The sequence below is a fragment of the Limnohabitans sp. INBF003 genome, assembly GCF_055396645.1.
Genome location: NZ_AP029222.1, coordinates 357,835 through 379,156 on the forward strand (window position 1 = coordinate 357,835; position 21,322 = coordinate 379,156).

General features: G+C 59.6%; 26 protein-coding genes and 1 tRNA gene. 24 read left to right on the forward strand and 3 right to left on the reverse strand.

What is annotated here, in order from left to right; translation table 11 throughout:
- The 15 genes from hisG to tatC all read left to right on the forward strand — a co-directional run bounded on the left by hisG (position 1) and on the right by tatC (position 10,056).
- Entirely contained in the window at positions 1 to 642 is a 642-nt protein-coding gene (gene hisG, locus ACZ5VE_RS01715; protein ID WP_464456366.1) for an ATP phosphoribosyltransferase, read from the forward strand.
- A 14-nt stretch (positions 643 to 656) separates the two neighbouring features.
- Positions 657 to 2,000, forward strand: coding sequence for a histidinol dehydrogenase (gene hisD / locus ACZ5VE_RS01720; protein ID WP_464457416.1), 1,344 nt, complete (start codon positions 657 to 659; stop codon positions 1,998 to 2,000).
- Positions 1,997 to 3,082 (forward strand): histidinol-phosphate transaminase, encoded by a 1,086-nt coding sequence (hisC, locus tag ACZ5VE_RS01725; protein ID WP_464456367.1) that lies wholly within the window; start codon positions 1,997 to 1,999, stop codon positions 3,080 to 3,082. The genes hisD and hisC overlap by 4 nt, the downstream gene beginning before the upstream one ends.
- The gene (gene hisB / locus ACZ5VE_RS01730) at positions 3,079 to 3,669 is read left to right on the forward strand and encodes an imidazoleglycerol-phosphate dehydratase HisB (protein WP_464456368.1); all 591 of its coding nucleotides are present in this window, start codon (positions 3,079 to 3,081) and stop codon (positions 3,667 to 3,669) included. The genes hisC and hisB overlap by 4 nt, the downstream gene beginning before the upstream one ends.
- A 2-nt stretch (positions 3,670 to 3,671) precedes the next feature.
- Positions 3,672 to 4,328 carry an imidazole glycerol phosphate synthase subunit HisH gene (gene hisH / locus ACZ5VE_RS01735; RefSeq protein ID WP_464456369.1) on the forward strand — a complete coding sequence of 219 codons (657 nt, stop codon included), beginning with the start codon at positions 3,672 to 3,674 and terminating at the stop codon, positions 4,326 to 4,328.
- Between the two features lie 46 nt (positions 4,329 to 4,374).
- Positions 4,375 to 5,115 carry a 1-(5-phosphoribosyl)-5-[(5-phosphoribosylamino)methylideneamino]imidazole-4-carboxamide isomerase gene (gene hisA, locus ACZ5VE_RS01740; protein ID WP_108332550.1) on the forward strand — a complete coding sequence of 247 codons (741 nt, stop codon included), beginning with the start codon at positions 4,375 to 4,377 and terminating at the stop codon, positions 5,113 to 5,115.
- 19 nt (positions 5,116 to 5,134) lie between these two features.
- The gene (locus tag ACZ5VE_RS01745; protein WP_464456370.1) at positions 5,135 to 5,995 is read left to right on the forward strand and encodes a D-hexose-6-phosphate mutarotase; all 861 of its coding nucleotides are present in this window, start codon (positions 5,135 to 5,137) and stop codon (positions 5,993 to 5,995) included.
- A gap of 27 nt (positions 5,996 to 6,022) precedes the next feature.
- Complete coding sequence (gene hisF / locus ACZ5VE_RS01750) at positions 6,023 to 6,823, forward strand: imidazole glycerol phosphate synthase subunit HisF (RefSeq protein WP_464456371.1); 801 nt, start codon at positions 6,023 to 6,025, stop codon at positions 6,821 to 6,823.
- 2 nt (positions 6,824 to 6,825) lie between these two features.
- Complete coding sequence (gene hisI / locus ACZ5VE_RS01755; protein WP_053171708.1) at positions 6,826 to 7,215, forward strand: phosphoribosyl-AMP cyclohydrolase; 390 nt, start codon at positions 6,826 to 6,828, stop codon at positions 7,213 to 7,215.
- 5 nt (positions 7,216 to 7,220) lie between these two features.
- A complete protein-coding gene (locus ACZ5VE_RS01760) occupies positions 7,221 to 7,613 on the forward strand; it encodes a phosphoribosyl-ATP diphosphatase (RefSeq protein WP_464456372.1) in 393 nt (130 codons plus the stop codon).
- A 24-nt stretch (positions 7,614 to 7,637) separates the two neighbouring features.
- A complete protein-coding gene (locus ACZ5VE_RS01765; protein ID WP_464456373.1) occupies positions 7,638 to 8,000 on the forward strand; it encodes a DUF4870 family protein in 363 nt (120 codons plus the stop codon).
- 28 nt (positions 8,001 to 8,028) lie between these two features.
- Positions 8,029 to 8,385, forward strand: a complete 357-nt coding sequence (locus ACZ5VE_RS01770) for a histidine triad nucleotide-binding protein (protein ID WP_464456374.1) — start codon at positions 8,029 to 8,031, stop codon at positions 8,383 to 8,385.
- 109 nt (positions 8,386 to 8,494) lie between these two features.
- The gene (gene tatA / locus ACZ5VE_RS01775) at positions 8,495 to 8,731 is read left to right on the forward strand and encodes a Sec-independent protein translocase subunit TatA (RefSeq protein WP_464456375.1); all 237 of its coding nucleotides are present in this window, start codon (positions 8,495 to 8,497) and stop codon (positions 8,729 to 8,731) included.
- Between the two features lie 26 nt (positions 8,732 to 8,757).
- Entirely contained in the window at positions 8,758 to 9,225 is a 468-nt protein-coding gene (gene tatB, locus ACZ5VE_RS01780) for a Sec-independent protein translocase protein TatB (protein ID WP_464456376.1), read from the forward strand.
- 42 nt (positions 9,226 to 9,267) lie between these two features.
- Positions 9,268 to 10,056, forward strand: coding sequence for a twin-arginine translocase subunit TatC (gene tatC / locus ACZ5VE_RS01785; RefSeq protein WP_464456377.1), 789 nt, complete (start codon positions 9,268 to 9,270; stop codon positions 10,054 to 10,056).
- 79 nt (positions 10,057 to 10,135) lie between these two features.
- Here the strand turns inward: tatC and ACZ5VE_RS01790 are convergent, their stop codons facing one another.
- On the reverse strand, positions 10,136 to 11,293 hold the full coding sequence (locus ACZ5VE_RS01790; protein WP_464456378.1) for a S1C family serine protease: 1,158 nt from the start codon (positions 11,291 to 11,293) through the stop codon (positions 10,136 to 10,138).
- 84 nt (positions 11,294 to 11,377) lie between these two features.
- Here ACZ5VE_RS01790 and ACZ5VE_RS01795 point away from each other — a divergent pair, with 84 nt between their 5' ends.
- Both ACZ5VE_RS01795 and pdxA read left to right on the forward strand, forming a co-directional pair.
- On the forward strand, positions 11,378 to 12,130 hold the full coding sequence (locus ACZ5VE_RS01795) for a Nif3-like dinuclear metal center hexameric protein (RefSeq protein ID WP_464456379.1): 753 nt from the start codon (positions 11,378 to 11,380) through the stop codon (positions 12,128 to 12,130).
- A gap of 11 nt (positions 12,131 to 12,141) precedes the next feature.
- Complete coding sequence (pdxA, locus tag ACZ5VE_RS01800; protein ID WP_464456380.1) at positions 12,142 to 13,218, forward strand: 4-hydroxythreonine-4-phosphate dehydrogenase PdxA; 1,077 nt, start codon at positions 12,142 to 12,144, stop codon at positions 13,216 to 13,218.
- A 13-nt stretch (positions 13,219 to 13,231) separates the two neighbouring features.
- Here pdxA and mscL read toward each other — a convergent pair whose 3' ends face one another.
- Positions 13,232 to 13,663 (reverse strand): large conductance mechanosensitive channel protein MscL, encoded by a 432-nt coding sequence (gene mscL, locus ACZ5VE_RS01805; RefSeq protein WP_464456381.1) that lies wholly within the window; start codon positions 13,661 to 13,663, stop codon positions 13,232 to 13,234.
- Positions 13,664 to 13,802: 139 nt separating this feature from the next.
- On the opposite strand from mscL, the gene petA reads away from it, so the two are divergent.
- The 6 genes from petA (at position 13,803) to ACZ5VE_RS01835 (ending at position 17,910) form a co-directional block, all read left to right on the forward strand.
- Entirely contained in the window at positions 13,803 to 14,399 is a 597-nt protein-coding gene (gene petA, locus ACZ5VE_RS01810) for a ubiquinol-cytochrome c reductase iron-sulfur subunit (RefSeq protein ID WP_464456382.1), read from the forward strand.
- Positions 14,400 to 14,410: 11 nt separating this feature from the next.
- Positions 14,411 to 15,820 carry a cytochrome b gene (locus ACZ5VE_RS01815; RefSeq protein WP_464456383.1) on the forward strand — a complete coding sequence of 470 codons (1,410 nt, stop codon included), beginning with the start codon at positions 14,411 to 14,413 and terminating at the stop codon, positions 15,818 to 15,820.
- 20 nt (positions 15,821 to 15,840) lie between these two features.
- Entirely contained in the window at positions 15,841 to 16,608 is a 768-nt protein-coding gene (locus ACZ5VE_RS01820) for a cytochrome c1 (protein WP_464456384.1), read from the forward strand.
- 92 nt (positions 16,609 to 16,700) lie between these two features.
- Complete coding sequence (locus ACZ5VE_RS01825; protein WP_019429763.1) at positions 16,701 to 17,312, forward strand: glutathione S-transferase N-terminal domain-containing protein; 612 nt, start codon at positions 16,701 to 16,703, stop codon at positions 17,310 to 17,312.
- Positions 17,313 to 17,330: 18 nt separating this feature from the next.
- Positions 17,331 to 17,777, forward strand: a complete 447-nt coding sequence (locus ACZ5VE_RS01830; RefSeq protein WP_464456385.1) for a ClpXP protease specificity-enhancing factor — start codon at positions 17,331 to 17,333, stop codon at positions 17,775 to 17,777.
- Positions 17,778 to 17,834: 57 nt separating this feature from the next.
- A tRNA-Thr gene (locus ACZ5VE_RS01835) sits at positions 17,835 to 17,910 on the forward strand.
- An 89-nt stretch (positions 17,911 to 17,999) separates the two neighbouring features.
- Here the strand turns inward: ACZ5VE_RS01835 and ACZ5VE_RS01840 are convergent.
- Positions 18,000 to 18,308 carry a hypothetical protein gene (locus tag ACZ5VE_RS01840; protein WP_464456386.1) on the reverse strand — a complete coding sequence of 103 codons (309 nt, stop codon included), beginning with the start codon at positions 18,306 to 18,308 and terminating at the stop codon, positions 18,000 to 18,002.
- 227 nt (positions 18,309 to 18,535) lie between these two features.
- On the opposite strand from ACZ5VE_RS01840, the gene secA reads away from it, so the two are divergent.
- Positions 18,536 to 21,283 (forward strand): preprotein translocase subunit SecA, encoded by a 2,748-nt coding sequence (gene secA / locus ACZ5VE_RS01845; protein WP_464456387.1) that lies wholly within the window; start codon positions 18,536 to 18,538, stop codon positions 21,281 to 21,283.
- The last annotated feature ends 39 nt before the right edge of the window (positions 21,284 to 21,322 follow it).

Here is a 21,322-nt window from a genome sequence, read left to right on the forward strand (position 1 = left end):
ATGATCACATTGGCCCTGTCCAAAGGACGTATCTTTGACGAAACCCTGCCGCTGCTGCTGGCCGCTGGCATCGAGGTGCTCGAAGACCCTGAAAAATCCCGCAAGCTGATCCTGCCCACCAACCAGCCCAACGTGCGCGTGGTGCTGGTGCGCGCCAGCGATGTGCCCACCTATGTGGAATACGGCGGGGCCGATCTGGGCGTGACGGGGCTGGACACCCTGATCGAGCACGGTGGCCAGGGCCTTTACCAGCCGCTGGACCTGAACATCGCCAAATGCCGCATGAGCGTGGCGGTGCGCGCCGACTACGACTACGCCGCGCAAGTGCGCACGGGCGCGCGCCTGAAAGTGGCCACCAAATACACCGCCATTGCGCGTGACTTTTTTGCCACCAAGGGCGTGCACGTCGACCTGATCAAGCTCTACGGCAGCATGGAACTGGCCCCGCTCACAGGCCTGGCCGATGCGATTGTGGACTTGGTGTCCACCGGCAACACGCTCAAGGCCAACCACCTGGTCGAGGTCGAGCGCATCATGGACATCAGCTCGCGTCTGGTGGTCAACCAAGCTGCGCTCAAGCTCAAACAAGCGCCGATTCGCGCCATCATCGACGCCTTTGCAGGCGCCGTGAAAAAAGTCTGAAAGACATGAACGCCATGGGTCTGTACGCCAAACCATTGCAACTGAACACGGCGGACGCCGGTTTTGAAGCGGCCTTCGCGGCCCGCCTGCATTGGTCTGCCGACACCGACGCCGCCATCGAGCAGCGCGTGGCCGACATCCTGGCCGATGTGCAGCAGCGCGGCGACGCGGCCGTGCTGGCGTACACCCAGCGCTTTGACGGCCTGCAAGCGGCTGACGTGAAGGCGCTCGAAATTACCCAGGCCGAACTGCAAGCCGCGCTGGACAGCCTGCCTGTCGTGCAGCGCGAAGCCCTGCAAGCCGCAGCAGTCCGTGTGCGCAAGTACCACGAAGCGCAAAAGAAGGCTTCTGGCGAGAGTTGGTCTTACCGTGACGAAGACGGCACCCTGCTGGGCCAGAAAGTCACGCCGCTCGACCGCGTGGGCATTTATGTGCCCGGTGGCAAAGCCGCTTACCCGTCGTCGGTGTTGATGAACGCCATTCCTGCCCATGTGGCCGGGGTGCAGGAAATCATCATGGTGGTGCCCACGCCCGCTGGCGTGCGCAACCCGCTGGTGCTGGCCGCTGCCTGTGTGGCCGGTGTGAGCCGCGCCTTCACCGTGGGCGGCGCGCAGGCGGTGGGGGCGTTGGCTTACGGCACCGCCATCATCCCCAAGGTGGACAAGATCACCGGCCCGGGCAACGCCTATGTGGCCAGCGCCAAAAAGCGCGTGTTCGGCACAGTGGGCATCGACATGATCGCGGGCCCCTCAGAAATTTTGGTGTTGGCCGATGGCAGCACGCCCGCCGAATGGGTGGCGATGGACCTGTTCAGCCAGGCCGAGCACGACGAATTGGCGCAAAGCATTTTGCTGTGCCCCGATGCGGGCTACATCGCCGAAGTGCAGGCCGCCATTGACCGCCTGCTGCCCGAGATGCCGCGCCGCGAGATCATCGCCAAGAGCCTGAACGACCGGGGTGCGCTGATCCTCACGCGCAACATGGAAGAAGCCTGCGCCATCAGCAACCGCATCGCCCCCGAACACCTCGAAGTCTCCAGCCGTGACCCGCACCGCTGGGAACCGCTGCTGCGCCATGCGGGCGCGATCTTTTTGGGCGCGTTCACCAGCGAGTCGCTGGGCGACTACTGCGCAGGTCCCAACCACGTGCTGCCCACCAGCGGCACGGCACGTTTCTCGTCACCGCTGGGTGTGTACGACTTCCAGAAGCGCAGCAGCCTGATCGAGGTCAGCGAAGCTGGTGCCCAGCCGCTGGGCCGCATCGCCGCCGAGCTGGCTTATGGTGAAGGCCTGCAAGCGCACGCCCGCGCTGCCGAATTGCGTTTGAACCCTGTTCCCCCCATGCGAGAGTCCAAATGAGCACCGTGAGTCCGACATTGATGCAACGCATCCGCCAGGACGTGCAGTCCATGCACGCCTACGCCATCCAGGATTCGGTCGGCATGGTCAAGCTCGACGCGATGGAGAACCCACACCGCCTGCCTGCTGATTTGCAAAAAGCCTTGGGCGAGCGCCTGGGCGCGTTGGCGCTCAACCGTTACCCTGATGGCCGCGTGAACGACCTGCGCGCAGCGCTGGCCCAGCACGCGGGCATGCCCGAAGGCTTCGACATCATGCTGGGCAACGGCTCGGACGAATTGATCTCGCTCTTGGCCATGGCTTGCGATGTGCCCGGCGCTTCCATTTTGGCCCCGCTGCCCGGCTTCGTGATGTACGCCATGAGCGCCCAGCTGCAAGGCCTGGCCTTCCACGGCGTGCCGCTGACGGCTGACTTTGAACTCGACGAAGCTGCCATGCTGGCCGCTATTGCCGAGCACAAACCGTCCATCGTTTACCTGGCTTACCCCAACAACCCCACCGGTAACCTGTGGAACGACGAGACGATCGAGAAGATCGTCCTCGCCCAAGGCGCACAAGGCGGTCTGGTCGTCATGGACGAGGCTTATCAGCCCTTTGCCAGCAAGAGCTACATGGACCGCATCACGCGCCATACGCATGTGCTCTTGATGCGCACGCTCAGCAAATTTGGCCTGGCCGGTGTGCGTCTGGGTTACATGGTGGGCCCCAAGGCCCTGGTGGCCGAGATCGACAAGGTGCGTCCGCCCTACAACATCAGCGTGCTCAATTACGAGTGCGCTTTGTTCGCGCTGGAGCACGCCGAGGTGTTTGCCGCTCAAGCCAAAGACCTGCGCGAGCAACGTGCCCGCCTGCATCGTGAACTGGCCGCCTTGCCCGGCGTGACGCCGTTCCCCAGCGAAGCCAACATGATCCTGGCGCGTGTGCCCGATGCGGCCAAAACCTTTGACGGTCTGAAGGCCCACAAAGTGCTGGTCAAGAACGTTTCTAAAATGCACCCATTGCTGGCCAATTGCCTGCGCCTGACGGTGGGCACCGCCGCAGAAAACGACATGATGCTTGCCGCCTTGAAAGAATCGCTATGAACCGTACCGCTGAAGTCACCCGCAAGACGGCCGAGACGAACATCCGTGTCGCCATCAACCTCGACGGCACGGGCCAGGCCAAGCTGGCCAGCGGCATTGGTTTTCTGGACCACATGCTTGACCAGATCGCCCGCCACGGTTTGATCGATCTGGACATCGCTTGCGAAGGCGACCTGCACATCGACGGTCACCACACCGTCGAAGACATTGGCATCACCTTGGGCCAAGCGTTCGCGCAGGCCATTGGCGACAAAAAAGGCATCCGCCGTTATGGTCATGCTTATGTGCCGCTCGACGAGGCTTTGAGCCGCGTGGTGGTCGATTTTTCGGGCCGCCCTGGTTTGCACATGGACGTGAACTTCACCTCCGGTTCGTTGGGTTCTCTCGATACCCAGCTGGTGTACGAGTTCTTCCAGGGCTTTGTGAACCACGCCCTGTGCACGCTGCACATCGACAACCTCAAGGGCGTGAATGCACACCACCAGTGCGAGACCATCTTCAAGGCCTTTGCCCGCGCCGTGCGTGCCGCGCTCGAACTCGATCCGCGCTCTGTGGGCGTGATCCCATCGACCAAGGGAAGTCTCTGAGCATGAGCGTCAACCGTGTCGCCGTCGTCGATTACGGCATGGGCAATCTGCGCAGTGTGGCGCAGGCGGTGATCCATGCAGCGTCCAGCGTGGACCATGCCGAAGTCACCGTGACTTCAGACCCGCAGGTCGTGCGCGATGCGCACCGCGTGGTCTTGCCGGGGCAGGGGGCCATGCCCGACTGCATGCGCGAACTGCGCGAGTCGGGCTTGATGGATGCTGTGCTCGAAGCCGCAGCCAGCAAGCCGCTGTTTGGCGTGTGCGTGGGCATGCAGATGCTGCTGGACCACAGCGACGAGGGCAACACTCCGGGCTTGGGTTTGATCCCTGGGCGCGTGGTCAAGTTCGAGTTGGCCGGACAAATCCAGCCCGACGGCACCCGTTACAAAGTGCCGCAGATGGGCTGGAACCAGGTGTGGCAAAGCACACCACGCCACGCGCTGTGGGATGGCATCGAAGACGGCAGCTGGTATTACTTTGTGCACAGCTTCTATGCCCAGGTGGCCAACCCGGCGCACTGCGCGGCCGAGACCGATTACGGTGGCCGCTTTGCCTGCGCGATTGCCCGTGACAATATTTTTGCGACCCAGTTTCACCCCGAAAAAAGCGCGGCCCAGGGCCTGGCCTTGTTCCGCAATTTCCTCCACTGGCAGCCTTGAGTGGTCTATCACTGCCGTTTTTTCTTTCACCTGCTTTTAATTTGCCATGATTCTGATCCCCGCCATTGACCTCAAAGACGGCCACTGCGTTCGCCTCAAGCAGGGCGATATGGACCAAGCCACGACCTTCGGGGAAGACCCCGCTGCCATGGCCCGCACTTGGCTCGAAAAAGGCGCACGCCGTCTGCACCTGGTTGACCTGAACGGCGCATTTGCAGGCAAGCCGCAAAACTTCGGCGCGATCAAATCCATCCTCAAGGCGGTGGGCGACGACATCCCGGTGCAGCTGGGCGGCGGTATCCGCGATCTGGACACGATTGAAAAATACATCGACAGCGGCCTGCGCTACGTGATCATCGGCACCGCTGCCGTCAAGAACCCCGGCTTTTTGAAAGACGCCTGCACCGCCTTTGGCGGCCACATCATCGTGGGCCTAGACGCCAAGGACGGCAAAGTCGCCACCGACGGCTGGAGCAAGCTCACCGGCCACGAAGTGGTGGACCTGGCCAAGAAGTTCGAAGACTGGGGCGTCGAGTCCATTATTTACACCGACATCGGCCGTGATGGCATGCTCAGCGGCATCAACATCGACGCCACCGTCAAACTGGCCCAGGCCCTGACCATCCCGGTCATTGCCTCGGGCGGCTTGTCCAACATGGCCGACATCGAGCAGCTGTGCGCCGTCGAAGACGAGGGCGTGGAAGGCGTGATCTGCGGCCGTGCCGTGTATTCGGGTGACCTCGATTTCGCGCTGGCGCAGCAACGCGCCGACGAACTCAACGGCTGAACCCCACAGGACTCTCCAGATGACCGCGCTGGCGACTTGTCGCGACACCGTGTTCGCCGGTTTGCCCGCTTGTGAGTTGGCCTTGCCGCAAGGTGACCGCTTGGTGGTGGCCTTGCATGGTGCGCATGTGCTGTCCTGGCAAACCGGTGGCCACGAACGCCTGTACCTGAGCCCGGCCAGCGTGATGAACGGGCAGGGTGCCATTCGCGGCGGTGTGCCGGTGTGCTTTCCGCAGTTCAACCAGCGCGGCCCGATGGCCGACCGACTGCCCAAACACGGTTTTGCCCGCAACGTGGTATGGCAGGCCGATGAGCCGGTGTTGTCCGCACAAGCGGCCAGTCTGACGCTGCGCCTCACTGACAGCACCCAAACCCGCCAATGGTGGCCACAGGCTTTTGAAGCGCAGTTGCAGATCGATCTGACGCCCGGCGATTTGCGCCTGAGCCTGCGTGTGCACAACACCGACACCCAGCCGCTGGCGTTTTCCGGCGCGCTGCACACTTATTTCGCCGTGCCCGATGTGACCCAGACCATCCTGCAAGGGCTGGGTGGGCTGGCCGAATGGGACTCGCTGACCGACACCCACGCACAAGCCCCCGACACGCTGCACTTTGCCGCCGAATTCGACCGGGTTTATACGGCGGCACCACAGCCCATGACGCTGAACCAGAACCTGCGCATCAGCCAAAGCCCCAGCTGGGCCAACACCGTCGTCTGGAACCCGGCGCAAGACCTGTGCAAGCGCCTGGCCGACATGCCCGACGACGGCTGGCGACAGATGCTGTGCGTCGAAGCCGCACAGGTCTATGACCCCATCACCTTGCTTGCGGGCGGGCGGTGGGAAGGTTGGCAGCACCTGCAGGTGCTTGCAAACGCTTGACCACTGAGATTTGAAAAGAGAACCCCCATGCTGGCCAAACGCATCATTCCTTGCCTTGACGTGACCGGCGGTCGCGTGGTCAAGGGCGTCAATTTTGTCGAACTGCGTGACGCCGGAGACCCGGTCGAAATCGCCGCCCGCTACAACGAGCAGGGCGCTGACGAACTCACGTTTTTGGACATCACCGCCACCAGCGACGGGCGCGACGTGATCCTGCACATCATCGAAGCCGTGGCCTCGCAAGTGTTCATCCCGCTCACCGTGGGCGGCGGCGTGCGCACCGTCGAAGACGTGCGCCGCCTGCTGAATGCCGGGGCAGACAAGACCAGCTTCAACTCGGCCGCGATTGCCAACCCGCAAGTCATCCGCGAAGCTTCGGCCAAATACGGTGCGCAGTGCATCGTGGTGGCCATCGACGCCAAACGCCGCACACCTGAAGACGAGCAGCGCATCGGCACGAATGGTTTACCCATGGGCCCGGGCTGGGACGTGTACAGCCACGGCGGCCGCAAAAACGTGGGCCTGGACGCGGTGGCCTGGGCCACCCAAATGGCCGAGTACGGCGCAGGCGAAATCCTGCTGACCAGCATGGACCGCGACGGCACCAAAAGCGGCTTTGATTTGCAACTTACCCGCGCCGTGAGCGACGCCGTCAGCGTGCCCGTGATTGCTTCGGGCGGCGTGGGCAACCTCGACCACTTGGCCGACGGCGTGAGCATCGGCGGCGCGGATGCGGTGTTGGCGGCGAGCATCTTCCATTACGGTGAATACACCGTGCAGCAAGCAAAAGCGCGCATGCGCGAACGTGGCATACAGGTGAGGTTGTGAGCATGAACTGGCTCGACAAAATCAAATGGGATGACAAAGGCTTGGTGCCGGTCATTGCCCAGGAACAAGGCTCCGGCGATGTGCTGATGTTCGCCTGGATGAACCGCGAGGCGCTGCAAAAGACGGCCGAGCTGAAGCGCGCGGTGTATTTCAGCCGCTCCCGCAACAAGCTGTGGTTCAAGGGCGAAGAGTCTGGCCATGTGCAGACGGTGCACGACATCCGCATCGACTGCGACAACGATGTGGTGTTGCTCAAAGTGACGCAGCTGGGGCATGAGCCGGGCATTGCCTGCCACACGGGCCGCCACAGCTGCTTTTTCCAGAGCCTGCAAGCCGATGAGTGGCAGGCGGCGGACCCGGTCTTGAAAGACCCTGAAACCATTTACAAGTGAACACGATGAGTTCTGCTAACACTTTGGCACCGTCTTCAGAAGACACGTTGGCGCGCCTGGCCGCCATCATCGAAAGCCGCAAAGCCATCAACGGCGGCGACCCCGAAAAGAGCTATGTGGCCCGCCTGCTGCACAAAGGTCCGGATGCCTTCTTGAAGAAAATCGGCGAAGAAGCCACCGAAACCGTGATGGCCGCCAAGGATGTAGACCACGGCGGCGATGCGTCCAAGCTGGTCTATGAAGTGGCCGATTTGTGGTTCCACAGCATGATCGCGCTGGCCCACTATGGCCTGACGCCTGCCGATGTGGTGAACGAGTTGGCCCGCCGCGAGGGCCTGAGCGGGCTGGAAGAAAAAGCCTTGCGCAAAGTGCAAGAGCGTGAGCGTTTGGGCGAATAACGTCAACGTTTGGGCGAATAAACCATGACCGACCAGCCCGTGGACGATAGTACCCACACCATCAGCTGGGTGAGTTACATCCTGCACCTGATTGTGGCGGTGAGCGCCATCGTGCCGGGTGCGCAGATGGGCCCGGCTTTGCTGGTCGTGGCGCTGATCATCGACCTGGTCAAAAAAGGCGATACCGCAGGTTGGGAAGCGACCCATTTCAGCTTCCGCATCCGCACGGTGATCTGGGCTGCCTTGCTGTATTTGGTGACTTTCCCGCTCTGGTTTTTCTTTGTGTTCCCAGGTTGGCTGGCTTGGGTGGCCATTTCCATCTGGTTTTTGTACCGCATCGTGCTGGGCATGGTGCGTTTGAACGGGCAGCGCCCGGTGACCGACTGAATTTTTTGACTCAAGAGCCGATCCAACCATGACCGACGCCAACTGTATTTTTTGCAAAATCATCGCGGGCCAGATCCCCTCGCGCAAGGTGCACGAAGACGAGCATGTGTTCGCCTTCCATGACATTGCGCCCTGGGCGCCCATCCATTTCCTGATCATCCCCAAGTTGCACATCCCGTCGATGGCGCAGTTGGCCCCCGAGCATGCGGGCCTGATGGGGCACATGATGACCCTGGCCCCCAAACTGGCCTTGCAAGAGGGCTGCGGGCCTTACCCTGAGGGCGGCTTCCGCATTGTGGTCAACAATGGCCTGGAAGGTGGACAGGAAGTGCACCACCTGCACATGCACGTCATGGGTGGTCCGCGCCCTTGGCTCAGGGGTTGAAACGGGCTTGAAAACACGACGGCAAGCCTCAATTCCTTGCTGGATCCAGGCAGATCGGTTCGGGGGGACGTCTCCCCTTAGAATCCACCACCTACGTTAGGAGATATTCATGGGTTCTTTTTCCATTTGGCACTGGCTGATCGTGCTGTTGATCGTGGTCATGGTGTTTGGCACCAAAAAGCTCAAGAACATGGGCTCCGATCTGGGCGGTGCAGTCAAAGGCTTCAAAGACGGTATGAAAGATGGCGGCAAGCCCGATGAAGCGGCACCTGCTGCTGGTCAAGTGGCCTCTTCGGCACAGGCTGAAAAAACCACCATCGATGTTGAAGCCAAGACCAAGTCTTGATCGCTTGAACGACCGAACGCTGCACTGTGCTTGATTTAGGCATTTCCAAGATGGCGCTGATCGGTGTCGTGGCGTTGATCGTCATCGGCCCCGAGAAGTTGCCCAAAGTTGCGCGCACGCTGGGCACTTTGCTGGGCAAGGCGCAGCGCTATGTGGCCGATGTCAAGGCCGAGGTCAACCGGTCCATGGACCTGGAAGAACTCAAGAAGATGAAAGAGTCGATGGAGTCGGCTGCTCGCGATGTCGAGCAGTCCGTCCAGACGACCGCCTCGGAGTTTGAAAAAGACTGGGCCGAAACCACGACGGGCTTGACCCATGATCTGCCTGCCTACGAGGCACCGCCGCCGACTTACAAAAACCCGGACAAGAATTGGCGCCTCAAGCGGGGTGCTGTGCCGCAGTGGTACAAGGCCCGTTCGGGTGTTCGCACCAAAGCCCTCTCAGGTGCTGCGCGCGTTGCGCGTTACCGTCCCAAGTCCTTCAATTCCCTGTGATGGCTTTGCACCTGGGGTGCTTGCTGTCCAACCCACTTCGCCATGTCTGACTCCCATTCCAAGCCCGAAGACGAACTTGCCGGTTCAGAGCAGCCCTTCGTGGCGCATTTGATTGAGCTGCGCGATCGACTGATTTGGGCGGTGGCTGCCGTGGGGGTGGCTGCAGTGGCTTTGGCGATTTACCCCGGCCCCGGCGATCTGTACGACATCCTGGCAGCGCCCTTGATTGTGCATTTGCCCAAAGGGGCGACTTTGATCGCCACATCGGTGATTTCGCCGTTCATGGTGCCCCTCAAGATTTTGATGATGTCGGCGTTTTTGATCGCCTTGCCCGTGGTGCTTTACCAGGTGTGGGCTTTCATTGCGCCCGGCCTGTACGCCCATGAAAAGAAATTGGTCATGCCGCTGGTGGTGTCCAGCACGGTGCTCTTTTTCATTGGCGTGGCGTTTTGCTACTTCTTTGTCTTTGGCCAGGTCTTCAGCTTCATTCAGAGCTTCGCCCCCAAAAGCATCACGGCCGCTCCTGACATCGAAGCCTATTTGAGCTTTGTGCTGACCATGTTCCTGGCCTTTGGCCTCGCGTTCGAGGTGCCTGTGGCCGTTGTGGTGCTGGCCCGCATGGGCGTGGTCAGTGTGCAAAAACTCAAGGAGTTCCGGGGCTATTTTGTGGTCCTGGCCTTTGTGATCGCCGCGGTGGTCACGCCGCCTGATGTGGTGTCTCAATTGGCCTTGGCCATTCCCATGTGCTTGTTGTACGAGTTGGGCATTTGGGCCGCACAGGTGTTCATCAAACACACACAAGCGCCAACGGAGTCTGAAGACGTGGCTTGACGGCATCAATCCCTTCAAACAAAAGAGGCCGTGAGGCCTCTTTTGCATGGTGCGGGGTTTCGTTCTCCTCGGGCCTGTTTTATTTGCGCTGTTTGCTGGCAGCAGGGCGTTCGGCGGGGGTCAGGCGCAGATTGACTTCGCCCTGGCGGCGCCAGACATTCACCTCGGCCGGGACGCCAGGTTTCAAACTGGCGACCTGGGTCAACAACTCGGCCACATTGCCCACCGGGTGCCCAGCCACTTTGACGATCACGTCACCAGGCCGAATGCCGGCCGTGGCTGCAGGGCCATTTTTGAGCACGCCGGTGATCACCACACCCGATGGCAGGGCCGGGCCTGATTTGGGCAGTTGAAAGCTTTCTGCCAATTCGGGCGACATGTCTTGCGGCTCGACCCCGATCCAGCCCCGGATGACTTTGCCGTTTTTCAGCAAATCCTGCATGACTTGCTTGGCCGTGGAAATGGGGATGGCAAACCCAATGCCCATGCTGCCACCCGAGCGCGAATAAATGGCGGTGTTGATGCCCATCAGGTTGCCGTTCACGTCGATCAGCGCGCCACCCGAGTTGCCGGGGTTGATGGCGGCATCGGTCTGGATGAAGTTTTCGAAGGTGTTGATGCCCAGCTGGCTGCGGCCCAAGGCGCTGACGATGCCCGAGGTCACGGTTTGCCCCACGCCAAAAGGGTTGCCAATGGCCAGCACCACATCGCCCACTTGCAGGTCTTGGGTTTGCCCCAAAACGATCACGGGCAATTTGTCGAGGCTGATTTTGAGCAAGGCCAGATCGGTGTCGGGGTCGGTGCCAATGACTTTGGCCGCTGCCCTGCGGCCATCGGCCAGCACGACCTCAATGTCGTCCGCATCTTCGATGACGTGGTTGTTGGTCAGGATGTGGCCCTCGGGGCTGACGATGACCCCGCTGCCCAAGCCCGCCGGGCTTTGTTCTTCTTGTTCACCGTAGAAAAATTTGAACCAAGGGTCTTGGCTTTGGGCGTTTGGGTTGTTGGCTTTGCTGGTGTTGATGCTGACCACGGCTGGGGAGGCTTGGCGGGCAGGGGCGCTCAGACTGCCGGCCGGGCGATTGAGTGGCGAGCCTGCTGGTGCCTGAAGCAAGGTCATGCCATCGGCTGACCGCTGCGCACTGCGCAGCCAGTCGGGCTGCAAGGTGGCGACCACAAACCAGACAGCCAGCAAGACCGTCACCCACTGGGAAAAGAGAAGCCAATAACGTTTCATGGTTTCAGATTGTCCTTGATTCGGGTCATCTGTTCTGGTGCCTTGCGCCACAATACCCACCCAAGACAGAAAGCCCCCTTTGATATGACCAACGCCAAAATCCTGGGTCAGGCCTTTGATAACCTGCTCCAGCCTGACAAGTTCCGCGATTACGGCCCCAATGGCCTGCAGGTCGAAGGTGACCGTGACGTGACATTGCTGGTCAGTGGCGTCACGGCCAGCCGGGCCCTGATCGAAGCCGCGATTGAAGCCGATGCCGATGCCATTTTTGTGCACCACGGCCTGTTCTGGCGGGGCCAGGACGGGCGCGTCACCGGCTGGATGCGGGAGCGGCTGCGTTTGTTGTTGACCCACGGCATCCACCTGTTCGCTTACCACTTGCCACTCGATGCCCATCCTGAATTGGGCAACAACGCCCAATTGGCCCGTGTGTTGGGTCTGCAGGTCGAGGGGCGATTCGGTGAGCAAGATCTGGGATTCGTGGGCGCTGGCACACAAATTTGGTCTCGGCCCCAGGCACTTGCCGACCATGTCGCGGCGGTGTTGGGGCGTTCTGTGACTTGCGTTGGTGACAGTGATCGGCCCATTCGCCGTGTGGCTTGGTGCACGGGTGGCGCGCAAAGCTACTTTGAGGCAGCCATTGCCCAGGGCGTAGACGCCTTCATCACCGGTGAAATATCCGAACCTCAAGCCCATCTGGCCAAAGAAACAGGCGTGGCTTTTCTGGCGTGTGGTCACCACGCCACTGAGCGTTATGGCGCTCCGGCTGTCGCGGCGCGTGTGGCCCAAGAGCTGGGCCTGCAACACCGTTTCATCGAGATCGATAACCCCGCTTGAGATGAACCCACATGACGTTTGAACCTGACTTGTTGACGCCCCAAATCCAGCAACCCATGGCCATCACGCCAGGCGACCCGTGCGGCATTGGCCCGGAGATCATTGCCCGTGCCTGGTGCATGGCCCCTGAGTTGACGCAGGGCTGTTTTGTGGCGGGCGATGTGGGCTTGATGCGCCGGGCCATGGCTTTGGTGCAGACGCAGCCGAATTTTCCCATCTGTGAAATCCAGACGCCCTCAGAGGCCTTGTCCGTGCCACCGCGCTGCTTGCCCGTGTTGCAGGTTGTGCCCGTGGCCCCTGTGTTGCCCTGGGGTCAGGTCGATGCCCGCGCCGGTCAATTGGCGGGTGAGGCCGTGTTGTGGGCCACCCGTGCGGCTTTACGCGGCGAAGTGGCCGCGCTGGTCACCGCGCCCTTGCACAAAGAAGCTTTGCATGCGGCAGGGGCGCCTTACAACCAATACCCCGGTCACACCGAGTTGCTGCAAGCCGAGGCGGCTAGGCATGTGGGGGTGTCTGTCGAGCAGATGCCCGTGCGCATGATGCTGGCCAACGATGAGCTGCGCACGGTGCTGGTGAGCATCCATGTGTCCTTGCGCGATGCGCTGGCTGCCATCACGGTCGAGCGTGTGTTGCAAACCTTGCGCATCACCGATGCCGCATTGACGACCGTCTTGGGTCGGAAGCCACGCATCGCTGTCGCGGGCGTCAACCCGCATGCAGGCGAGGGCGGTTTGTTCGGGCGTGAAGAAATCGAGGTTTTGCAACCTTGTTTGTCGGTGGCGAGGCAGGAGGGGTTGGATGTGCACGGTCCTTATGCCCCCGATACCGTTTTCATGCGCGCCCGCAAGCAGACCGATGGTCGGCGTGAATTCGACGTGGTCATCGCGATGTACCACGACCAGGGCTTGATCCCGGTCAAATACCTGGGGGTGGAGCAGGGCGTGAACGTCACGCTGGGCTTGCCCTTGATCAGAACCAGCCCGGACCACGGCACAGCCATGGACCTGGCAGGCAAAGGCTTGGCCGATGCCCGCAGCATGATCCAGGCCATCCGCATGGCGCGGCAAATGGTCAGCGGCGTGCACTGACCTTTGGGGTGCTTCAGCCCTTGTTTTTCAGGCTGTCGCGGATTTCGCGCAGCAGCAACACGTCTTCCGGCGTGATGGGGGCAGCAGCGGGTGCCGCAGGTTCAGTCTTGACTGCAGTCAAACGGTTCATCTGTCGGATCATGACAAAGATGATGAACGCCAAAATGATGAAGTTGAGTGCCACTGTGAAAAAGTTGCCGTAGGCGAACACAGCCCCCAGTTTTTTGGCTTCGATCAAGGACAAACCTGCAGCCTGACCGGCCAAGGCGATGTAGTAATTGGAGAAATCCAGACCGCCAAAAATTTTGCTGACCAAGGGCATGATCAGATCGCTGACGGCCGAGTCCACAATTTTGCCGAATGCCCCGCCGATGATCACACCGACAGCAAGGTCCATGACGTTTCCCCTGACAACGAAAGACTTGAATTCTTTGGAAAATGACATTTAAAAATCCTCTAATGATGTGAGTGAACCTCTATTGTGAAGCAAGACCGATAGCGTGACCAAGCTTGTAAGTCGGTTGTCTGTTTCACTCCGCTACAATCCCGGGTTGACCCTGATAACGACTCGCTAGAGGATTCCCATGAGTGACACCCCAGTCGACAGCAGCAAACGGACCTGGCTGATTGCCTCCGGTTGCGCAGGTGCCGTAGGCGCTGGCTTTGTGGCCACCCCCTTCGTCAGCAGCTTTCAACCTTCCGAACGCGCCAAAGCGGCCGGCGCCGCCGTAGAAGTGGATATTTCCGCTTTGAACCCGGGCGAGAAGCTGACCGTCGAATGGCGCGGCAAGCCCGTATGGATCATGAAGCGCTCGCCCGAGCAGCTCGAATCCCTCAAGAAAATCGAAGGGCAGCTGGCCGATCCTGCATCGGCGCGCAATGCTTACCCGACACCCGAATATGCCAAGAATGGACACCGCTCCATCAAGCCTGAAATCATGGTGGCTGTGGGCATTTGCACCCATTTGGGTTGCTCGCCTGGCGATAAATTCGCATCTGGTCCTCAGCCTTCGCTGCCAGATGACTGGCAAGGTGGTTTCCTGTGCGCGTGCCATGGCTCGACATTCGACCTGGCTGGCCGCGTGTTCAAGAACAAACCAGCGCCTGACAACCTCGAAGTGCCTCCGCACATGTACCTGTCTGACACCAAATTGATCATTGGTGAAGACAAGAAGGCTTGATGGAGAACAACATGGCTGAATTCAAAGAAATCTCCCCCAACGCCCCCGCAGGCGAAAAATTGCTCAACTGGGTGGACAACCGCTTCCCCCTGTCCAAGCTCTACAAAGAGCACATGAGCGAGTACTACGCACCCAAAAATTTCAACATCTGGTACGTCTTTGGCGTTCTGTCGATGTTGGTTCTGGTCATCCAGATCGTGACCGGTATTTTCCTGGTCATGCATTACAAGCCTGATGCTGCCGTCGCTTTTGCTTCGGTCGAATACATCATGCGCGATGTGCCGTGGGGCTGGTTGATCCGCTACATGCACTCCACAGGTGCTTCGGCGTTCTTCATTGTGGTGTACCTGCACATGTTCCGTGGCCTGATTTACGGCAGCTACCGCAAGCCACGCGAGCTGGTTTGGATCTTCGGTTGCGCGATCTTCTTGTGCCTGATGGCCGAAGCCTTCATGGGTTACCTGCTGCCATGGGGCCAAATGTCCTACTGGGGTGCCCAGGTGATCGTGAACTTGTTCTCGGCCATTCCTTTCATCGGTCCTGACCTGGCTTTGCTGATCCGTGGCGATTTCGTGGTCGGCGATGCCACCCTGAACCGCTTCTTCAGCTTCCACGTGATCGCGGTGCCTTTGGTTTTGTTGGGCTTGGTTGTCGCGCACATCATTGCGTTGCACGAAGTCGGCTCCAACAACCCCGATGGCGTTGAAATCAAGGGCCCGAACGCTCCCAAGGATGCGAATGGCCACCCTCTGGACGGTATTCCTTTCCACCCTTACTACTCGGTGCACGACATCATGGGCGTGAGCGTCTTCTTGATGGCTTTCACTGCGATCGTGTTCTTTGCGCCTGAATTCGGTGGTTACTTCCTCGAATACAACAACTTCATTCCGGCCGATCCGCTGACCACGCCTTTGCACATTGCACCTGTGTGGTACTTCACGCCGTTCTACTCGATGCTGCGTGCCATCACCAGCGAAATGATGTACGCCTTGATCGCTTGCGTGGTGATCGGTGCCGTGCTGGCCGTGGCCAAGGGCAAGCTGCCTCAGCTGCTCAAGGGTGCCGTGATCGGTGCGGCCGTGGTGATCTCTGCCTTGATGCTGGCCATTGATGCCAAATTCTGGGGTGTGGTCGTCATGGGTGGCGCTGTCGTGATCCTGTTCTTCTTGCCATGGCTCGACAACAGCCCTGTCAAGTCGATCCGTTACCGTCCTGACTGGCACAAGTACCTGTACGCCGTGTTTGTGATCAACTTCCTGATCCTGGGCTACCTCGGTGTGCAGCCGCCATCGCCTATCGGTGAACGTGTCTCCCAAGTCGGTTCCCTGTTCTATTTCGGCTTCTTCCTGTTGATGCCTTGGTGGAGCAAGCTGGGCACGCCCAAGCAGGTTCCTGACCGCGTGACCTTCACGCCTCACTGAGATCACGGAGATTCAAGAACATGAAAAACCTCAAGAAACTCGCACTGGGCTTTGTGATGGCCCTGGGTCTGATGGCTGGTGCTCAAGCCTCTGGCGGCGGTGCAATTGCCTGGGACAAGGCCCCCGTCAAGACCAATGACCTGGCGTCTTTGCAAAACGGTGCCAAGCTGTTTGTCAACTATTGCCTGAATTGCCACTCGGCTGCTTTCATGCGCTACAACCGCTTGAAAGACATCGGTTTGACCGAGCAGCAGATCAAGGACAATCTCTTGTTTGCCACGACCAAAGTCGGCGACACCATGAAGTCGGCGATCGATCCCTTGCAAGCCAAGGAGTGGTTCGGCAAAAACCCACCCGACTTGACCTTGATGACGCGTTCGCGTTCGGGCCACGGCGGCACGGGTGCTGACTACCTCTACACCTACCTGCGCAGCTACCACCGTGATGCGACCAAGCCCACCGGCTGGAACAACATGGCTTTCCCGAACGTGGGCATGCCCAACGTGTTGTGGGAGTTGCAAGGCGAGCGTGAGCCTGTCTTCGAAGAAAAAGAAGAGCACGGCCACACGGTTCAAATCTTCAAAGGCTGGAAGCAAACCAAGCCCGGCACGATGACGCCTTTGCAATATGACCAGGCCGTGGGTGATTTGGTCAACTACATGCACTGGATGGCCGAGCCTGCTCAAAATACCCGAGTCCGTATTGGCGTCTGGGTTCTGATTTTCTTGTCGTTCTTCACCTTTATTGCTTGGCGTCTGAATGCCGCATATTGGAAAGACATCAAGTAATTGATCTTTCACCCGGTTATTCGCCGGGTTCTGTGGAGTGGTGGGTTCAAAAGACCCCCCACTCTTTTTGATTTTTTGAGGAGCTTCTTGCCATGATGGTGCTTTATTCCGGAACCACTTGCCCCTTTTCCCACCGCTGCCGCTTTGTGCTGTTTGAAAAAGGCATGGACTTCGAAATCCGCGATGTGGACCTGTACAACAAGCCCGAAGACATCAATGTGATGAATCCCTACGGGCAGGTTCCGATTCTGGTTGAACGCGACCTGATCCTGTACGAATCGAACATCATCAACGAGTACATTGACGAGCGCTTCCCGCACCCGCAATTGATGCCCGGTGACCCGGTTGACCGCGCCCGTGTGCGCCTGTTCTTGCTCAACTTCGAGAAAGAACTGTTTGCCCATGTGTTGACACTGGAAAACCGTGCCCTCAAAGGCAATGACAAAGCCCTGGAAAAAGCCCGCTCGCACATCCGCGACCGCTTGACCCAATTGGCCCCTGTGTTCCTGAAGAACAAGTTCATGTTGGGTGACAACTTCTCGATGCTCGACGTGGCCATTGCACCGCTGCTCTGGCGCCTCGACTACTACGGCATTGAACTCAGCAAAAACGCTGCACCTTTGCTCAAGTACGCAGAACGCATCTTCTCGCGTCCAGCCTACATTGAAGCGTTGACGCCGTCCGAAAAGGTCATGCGCAAGTAAGTTGGTGTGGAGCCTACGATGATCAGTGCTGCCGAACTGCCTTCCACGCGCCCTTACTTGATCCGTGCGTTGTACGACTGGTGTTCCGAAAACGGTTTCACGCCTTACGTGGCCGTCAAGGTCGACAACTCCGTGCAGGTGCCGCGTGAATATGTGCAAGGTGGTGAGATCGTGCTGAACGTCAGCATGGACGCCACCAGCTCGCTCAAACTGGGCAATGAGTTCATTGAATTCAAAGCCCGGTTTGGTGGCAAGCCGCGCGACATCATGGTGCCGATCCATCGGGTCATGGCCATTTATGCCCGTGAAAACGGCCAAGGCATGGCGTTTCCTGTGAGCGATGACGAGTCGCCTGTCGCTGGTTTATCGGCTGTGGGCGTGTCAGACGCCACTTTGGACGATGGCGACGAGCCCACGCCACCACCGGCAGCACCTGCGCGTCCTGCACTCAAACGGGTCAAGTAAAAAATTAACGAACCCGGTCCCAGATATGGGCCAGGATCAAGTTAGAATCTAGCCCGTGCCGCTTTAGCTCAGTTGGTAGAGCACCCGCCTTGTAAGCGGTAGGTCGTCAGTTCGAATCCGACAAGCGGCACCACAAACCTGAAAAGGCCCTGATCCACGATCAGGGCCTTTTTTTTGGGGTTTTGGCGGGGGTGATGCGTGTAACACGCGAACCGAAGCGGGCTAAACAACCCTGTTTTGAACCTTGATGCGAATCGATGTGACGCTCAGGCTCTTCTGTGCCAAATGGGCCTGAAAAGCGGGCACCAGTTGGCGCAATTTGGCGGCCACGGCATTGGAGCTGACCAACAGGCACCAGCAGCCGTCTTCGATCGGACCTGCTTGTACGCTGGCCCGCAGGGGGGCGGGCAGCAGGGTTTTGATGGCTTGCAAGCGGGCCGACGACTCGCGAATCAGGTCTGCCAAACGTGCAAATGTTGGCGACTCTTGCGCGGCTTGTTGCAGGGGAATGGCGTGGTGTCGTCGTTGCATGGTTGGCTGTGTGTTCGCCCATTATCCGGCAGCTGACAGGGCTTGAGCCAGCTCCTCGAAAACAGCCATGCCCAGAGGCTAAAATCATTGGGTTAAGCGGGCGCCAGTGGCGGCTTGCTGTGGGGTCGGTGGGTTGTATCCCGCGGGCCCGGTTTCCTTTGAACCTTTTAACTTGACAGGATAGACGGTCTGTTTCTCAGCTTTGGCTGAAGGTGGATCTTGTAGACATGGCCATCCCATTCCTCACCAAAATTTTCGGCAGCCGAAACGACCGCCTGCTCAAGCAATACCGCAAAACGGTGGAGCGCATCAACGCACTGGAAGCCGGACTGGAGTCTTTGAGCGACGACGAATTGCGCGCCAAAACCCAAAGCTTCCGCGAGCGCTTTGCCGCTGGCGAAACCCTGGATGCCTTGCTGCCCGAAGCCTTTGCCGTGGTGCGTGAAGGCTCCAAGCGCGTCATGAAGATGCGCCACTTCGACGTGCAGTTGGCAGGTGGCATCGCTTTGCACAACGGCAAGATTGCCGAAATGCGCACAGGCGAGGGCAAAACACTGACCTCCACATTGCCCGCTTACCTGAACGCTTTGGCGGGCAAGGGCGTGCACGTGGTCACCGTGAACGATTACCTGGCCAGCCGTGATGCGAAATGGATGGGCAAGCTCTTCAACTTTCTGGGTTTGTCGGTGGGTATCAACCTGGCCCAGATGGCGCGCGAAGAAAAGCAGGCGGCTTACAACTCGGACATCACCTACGGCACCAACAACGAATACGGGTTTGACTACCTGCGCGACAACATGGTCTATGAAGCCCATGACCGCGTCCAGCGCCCCCTGAACTACGCCATCATCGACGAGGTCGACTCAATCCTGATCGACGAGGCCCGCACGCCTTTGATCATCAGCGGCCAGGCCGAAGACCACACCGCCACTTACCTGTCGATGAAGCAGGTCGTGCCTTTGCTCACCCGTCAGGAAGGCGAAGCCGACCCCCGCACGGGCGAGGGCATCATCACCCCCGGTGACTTCACGCTGGATGAAAAATCGCACCAGATCTTCCTGACCGAGCAAGGTCACGAAAAAGCCGAAGCGGTGTTGGCCCAAATGGGTTTGATCCCTGAAGGGGCGAGCCTGTACGACCCGGCCAACATCTCGTTGATGCACCACCTGAACGCCGCCTTGCGTGCGCAGCACCTGTACCACCGCGACCAACACTATGTGGTGCAAGAGGGTGAGATCGTCATCGTCGACGAGTTCACCGGTCGCTTGATGACGGGCCGCCGCTGGAGTGATGGCCTGCACCAGGCCGTCGAAGCCAAAGAGGGTGTGCAGATCCAGGCCGAAAACCAGACCCTGGCCTCCATCACTTTCCAGAACTATTTCCGCCTGTACAACAAGATCGGTGGCATGACCGGAACGGCCGATACCGAGGCGTATGAATTCCAGGAAATCTACGGTCTGGAGACCGTGGTCATTCCACCGCACCGCAAGAGCCAGCGCGAAGACCAGCTGGACCGTGTGTATAAGACATCGCAAGAGCGCTACACCGCTGCGATTGCCGACATTCGCGAATGCCACGAACGTGGCCAGCCTGTGCTGGTGGGCACCACCTCGATTGAAAACTCGGAGCTGATTGCCCAGCTGCTGACGCAAGAGAAGCTGCCGCACCAGGTGCTCAACGCCAAGCAGCACGCACGTGAAGCCGACATCGTGGCGCAAGCGGGTCGCCCCGGCATGATCACGATCGCCACCAACATGGCCGGTCGCGGCACCGACATCGTTTTGGGTGGCAACATCGAAAAAGACATCCAGGCCGTTGAGGCCGACGAAAGCTTGTCAGAAGAGGCCCGCCAAGCACGCATTGCTGAGCTGCGCGAGCAATGGAAAGCCGTGCACGAACAGGTGAAGGCTTTGGGTGGTTTGCGCATCATCGCCACCGAGCGCCATGAGTCACGCCGAATCGACAACCAGCTGCGTGGCCGTTCGGGCCGCCAGGGTGACCCAGGCTCTTCGCGTTTCTACCTGAGCCTGGACGATCCGCTCATGCGCATTTTTGCGGGCGACCGCGTGCGATCCATCATGGACCGCTTGAAGATGCCCGAAGGCGAAGCCATCGAGGCGGGCATCGTCACGCGCAGCATCGAAAGCGCCCAACGCAAAGTGGAGTCGCGCAACTTCGACATCCGCAAGCAATTGCTGGAGTACGACGATGTGTCGAACGACCAGCGCAAGGTGATCTACCAGCAGCGCAATGACATCCTGGATGCACAAGACCTGAACAGCCAGATCGCATCGTTGCGTGAAGGCTGCTTCACGGATCTGGTGCGTCAATACGTGCCCGCAGAGACCGTGGAAGAGCAGTGGGACTTGGCCAGTCTTGAAAAAGCGCTGACCGATGAGTGGTTGCTCGAGGTCAATTTGCGCGACAAGGTGCAAGCCTCCAATGCCATCACCGACGAAGAAATCCTGGAGACTGTGGTGGCTGCAGCCAATACCCATTTCCAGGCCAAGCTCGACAGCGTAGGGGCGGACAACTTCACCTCTTTTGAACGCATGGTCTTGCTGCAAAGCATCGACACGCACTGGCGCGAGCACCTGAGCGCACTCGACTACCTGCGCCAGGGCATTCACTTGCGCGGTTACGCGCAAAAGCAACCCAAGCAGGAGTACAAGCGCGAAGCGTTTGAGCTGTTTGGCCAGTTGCTCGATGCTGTCAAAAACGAAGTCACCCGCACCTTGATGACGGTGCGCATCGATTCGGGTGACCAGATCGAACAAGCGGCCCACGACATCGAAGAGCGGGCCGAGCACATCAGCAACGTGACCTACAGCGCCCCTGACGAGTCGGGTGAACCCCAAACCGTGGCGGCTGATCTGGCCGGTCTGCAACAAGAGTGGGGCCCTGTGGGCCGCAATGAGCCTTGCCCTTGCGGCAGTGGCAAGAAGTTCAAGCAATGCCACGGCAAACTCGCCTGAGTTTGCTGCGCGGATGAAACGGGCTTCGGCCCGTTTTGT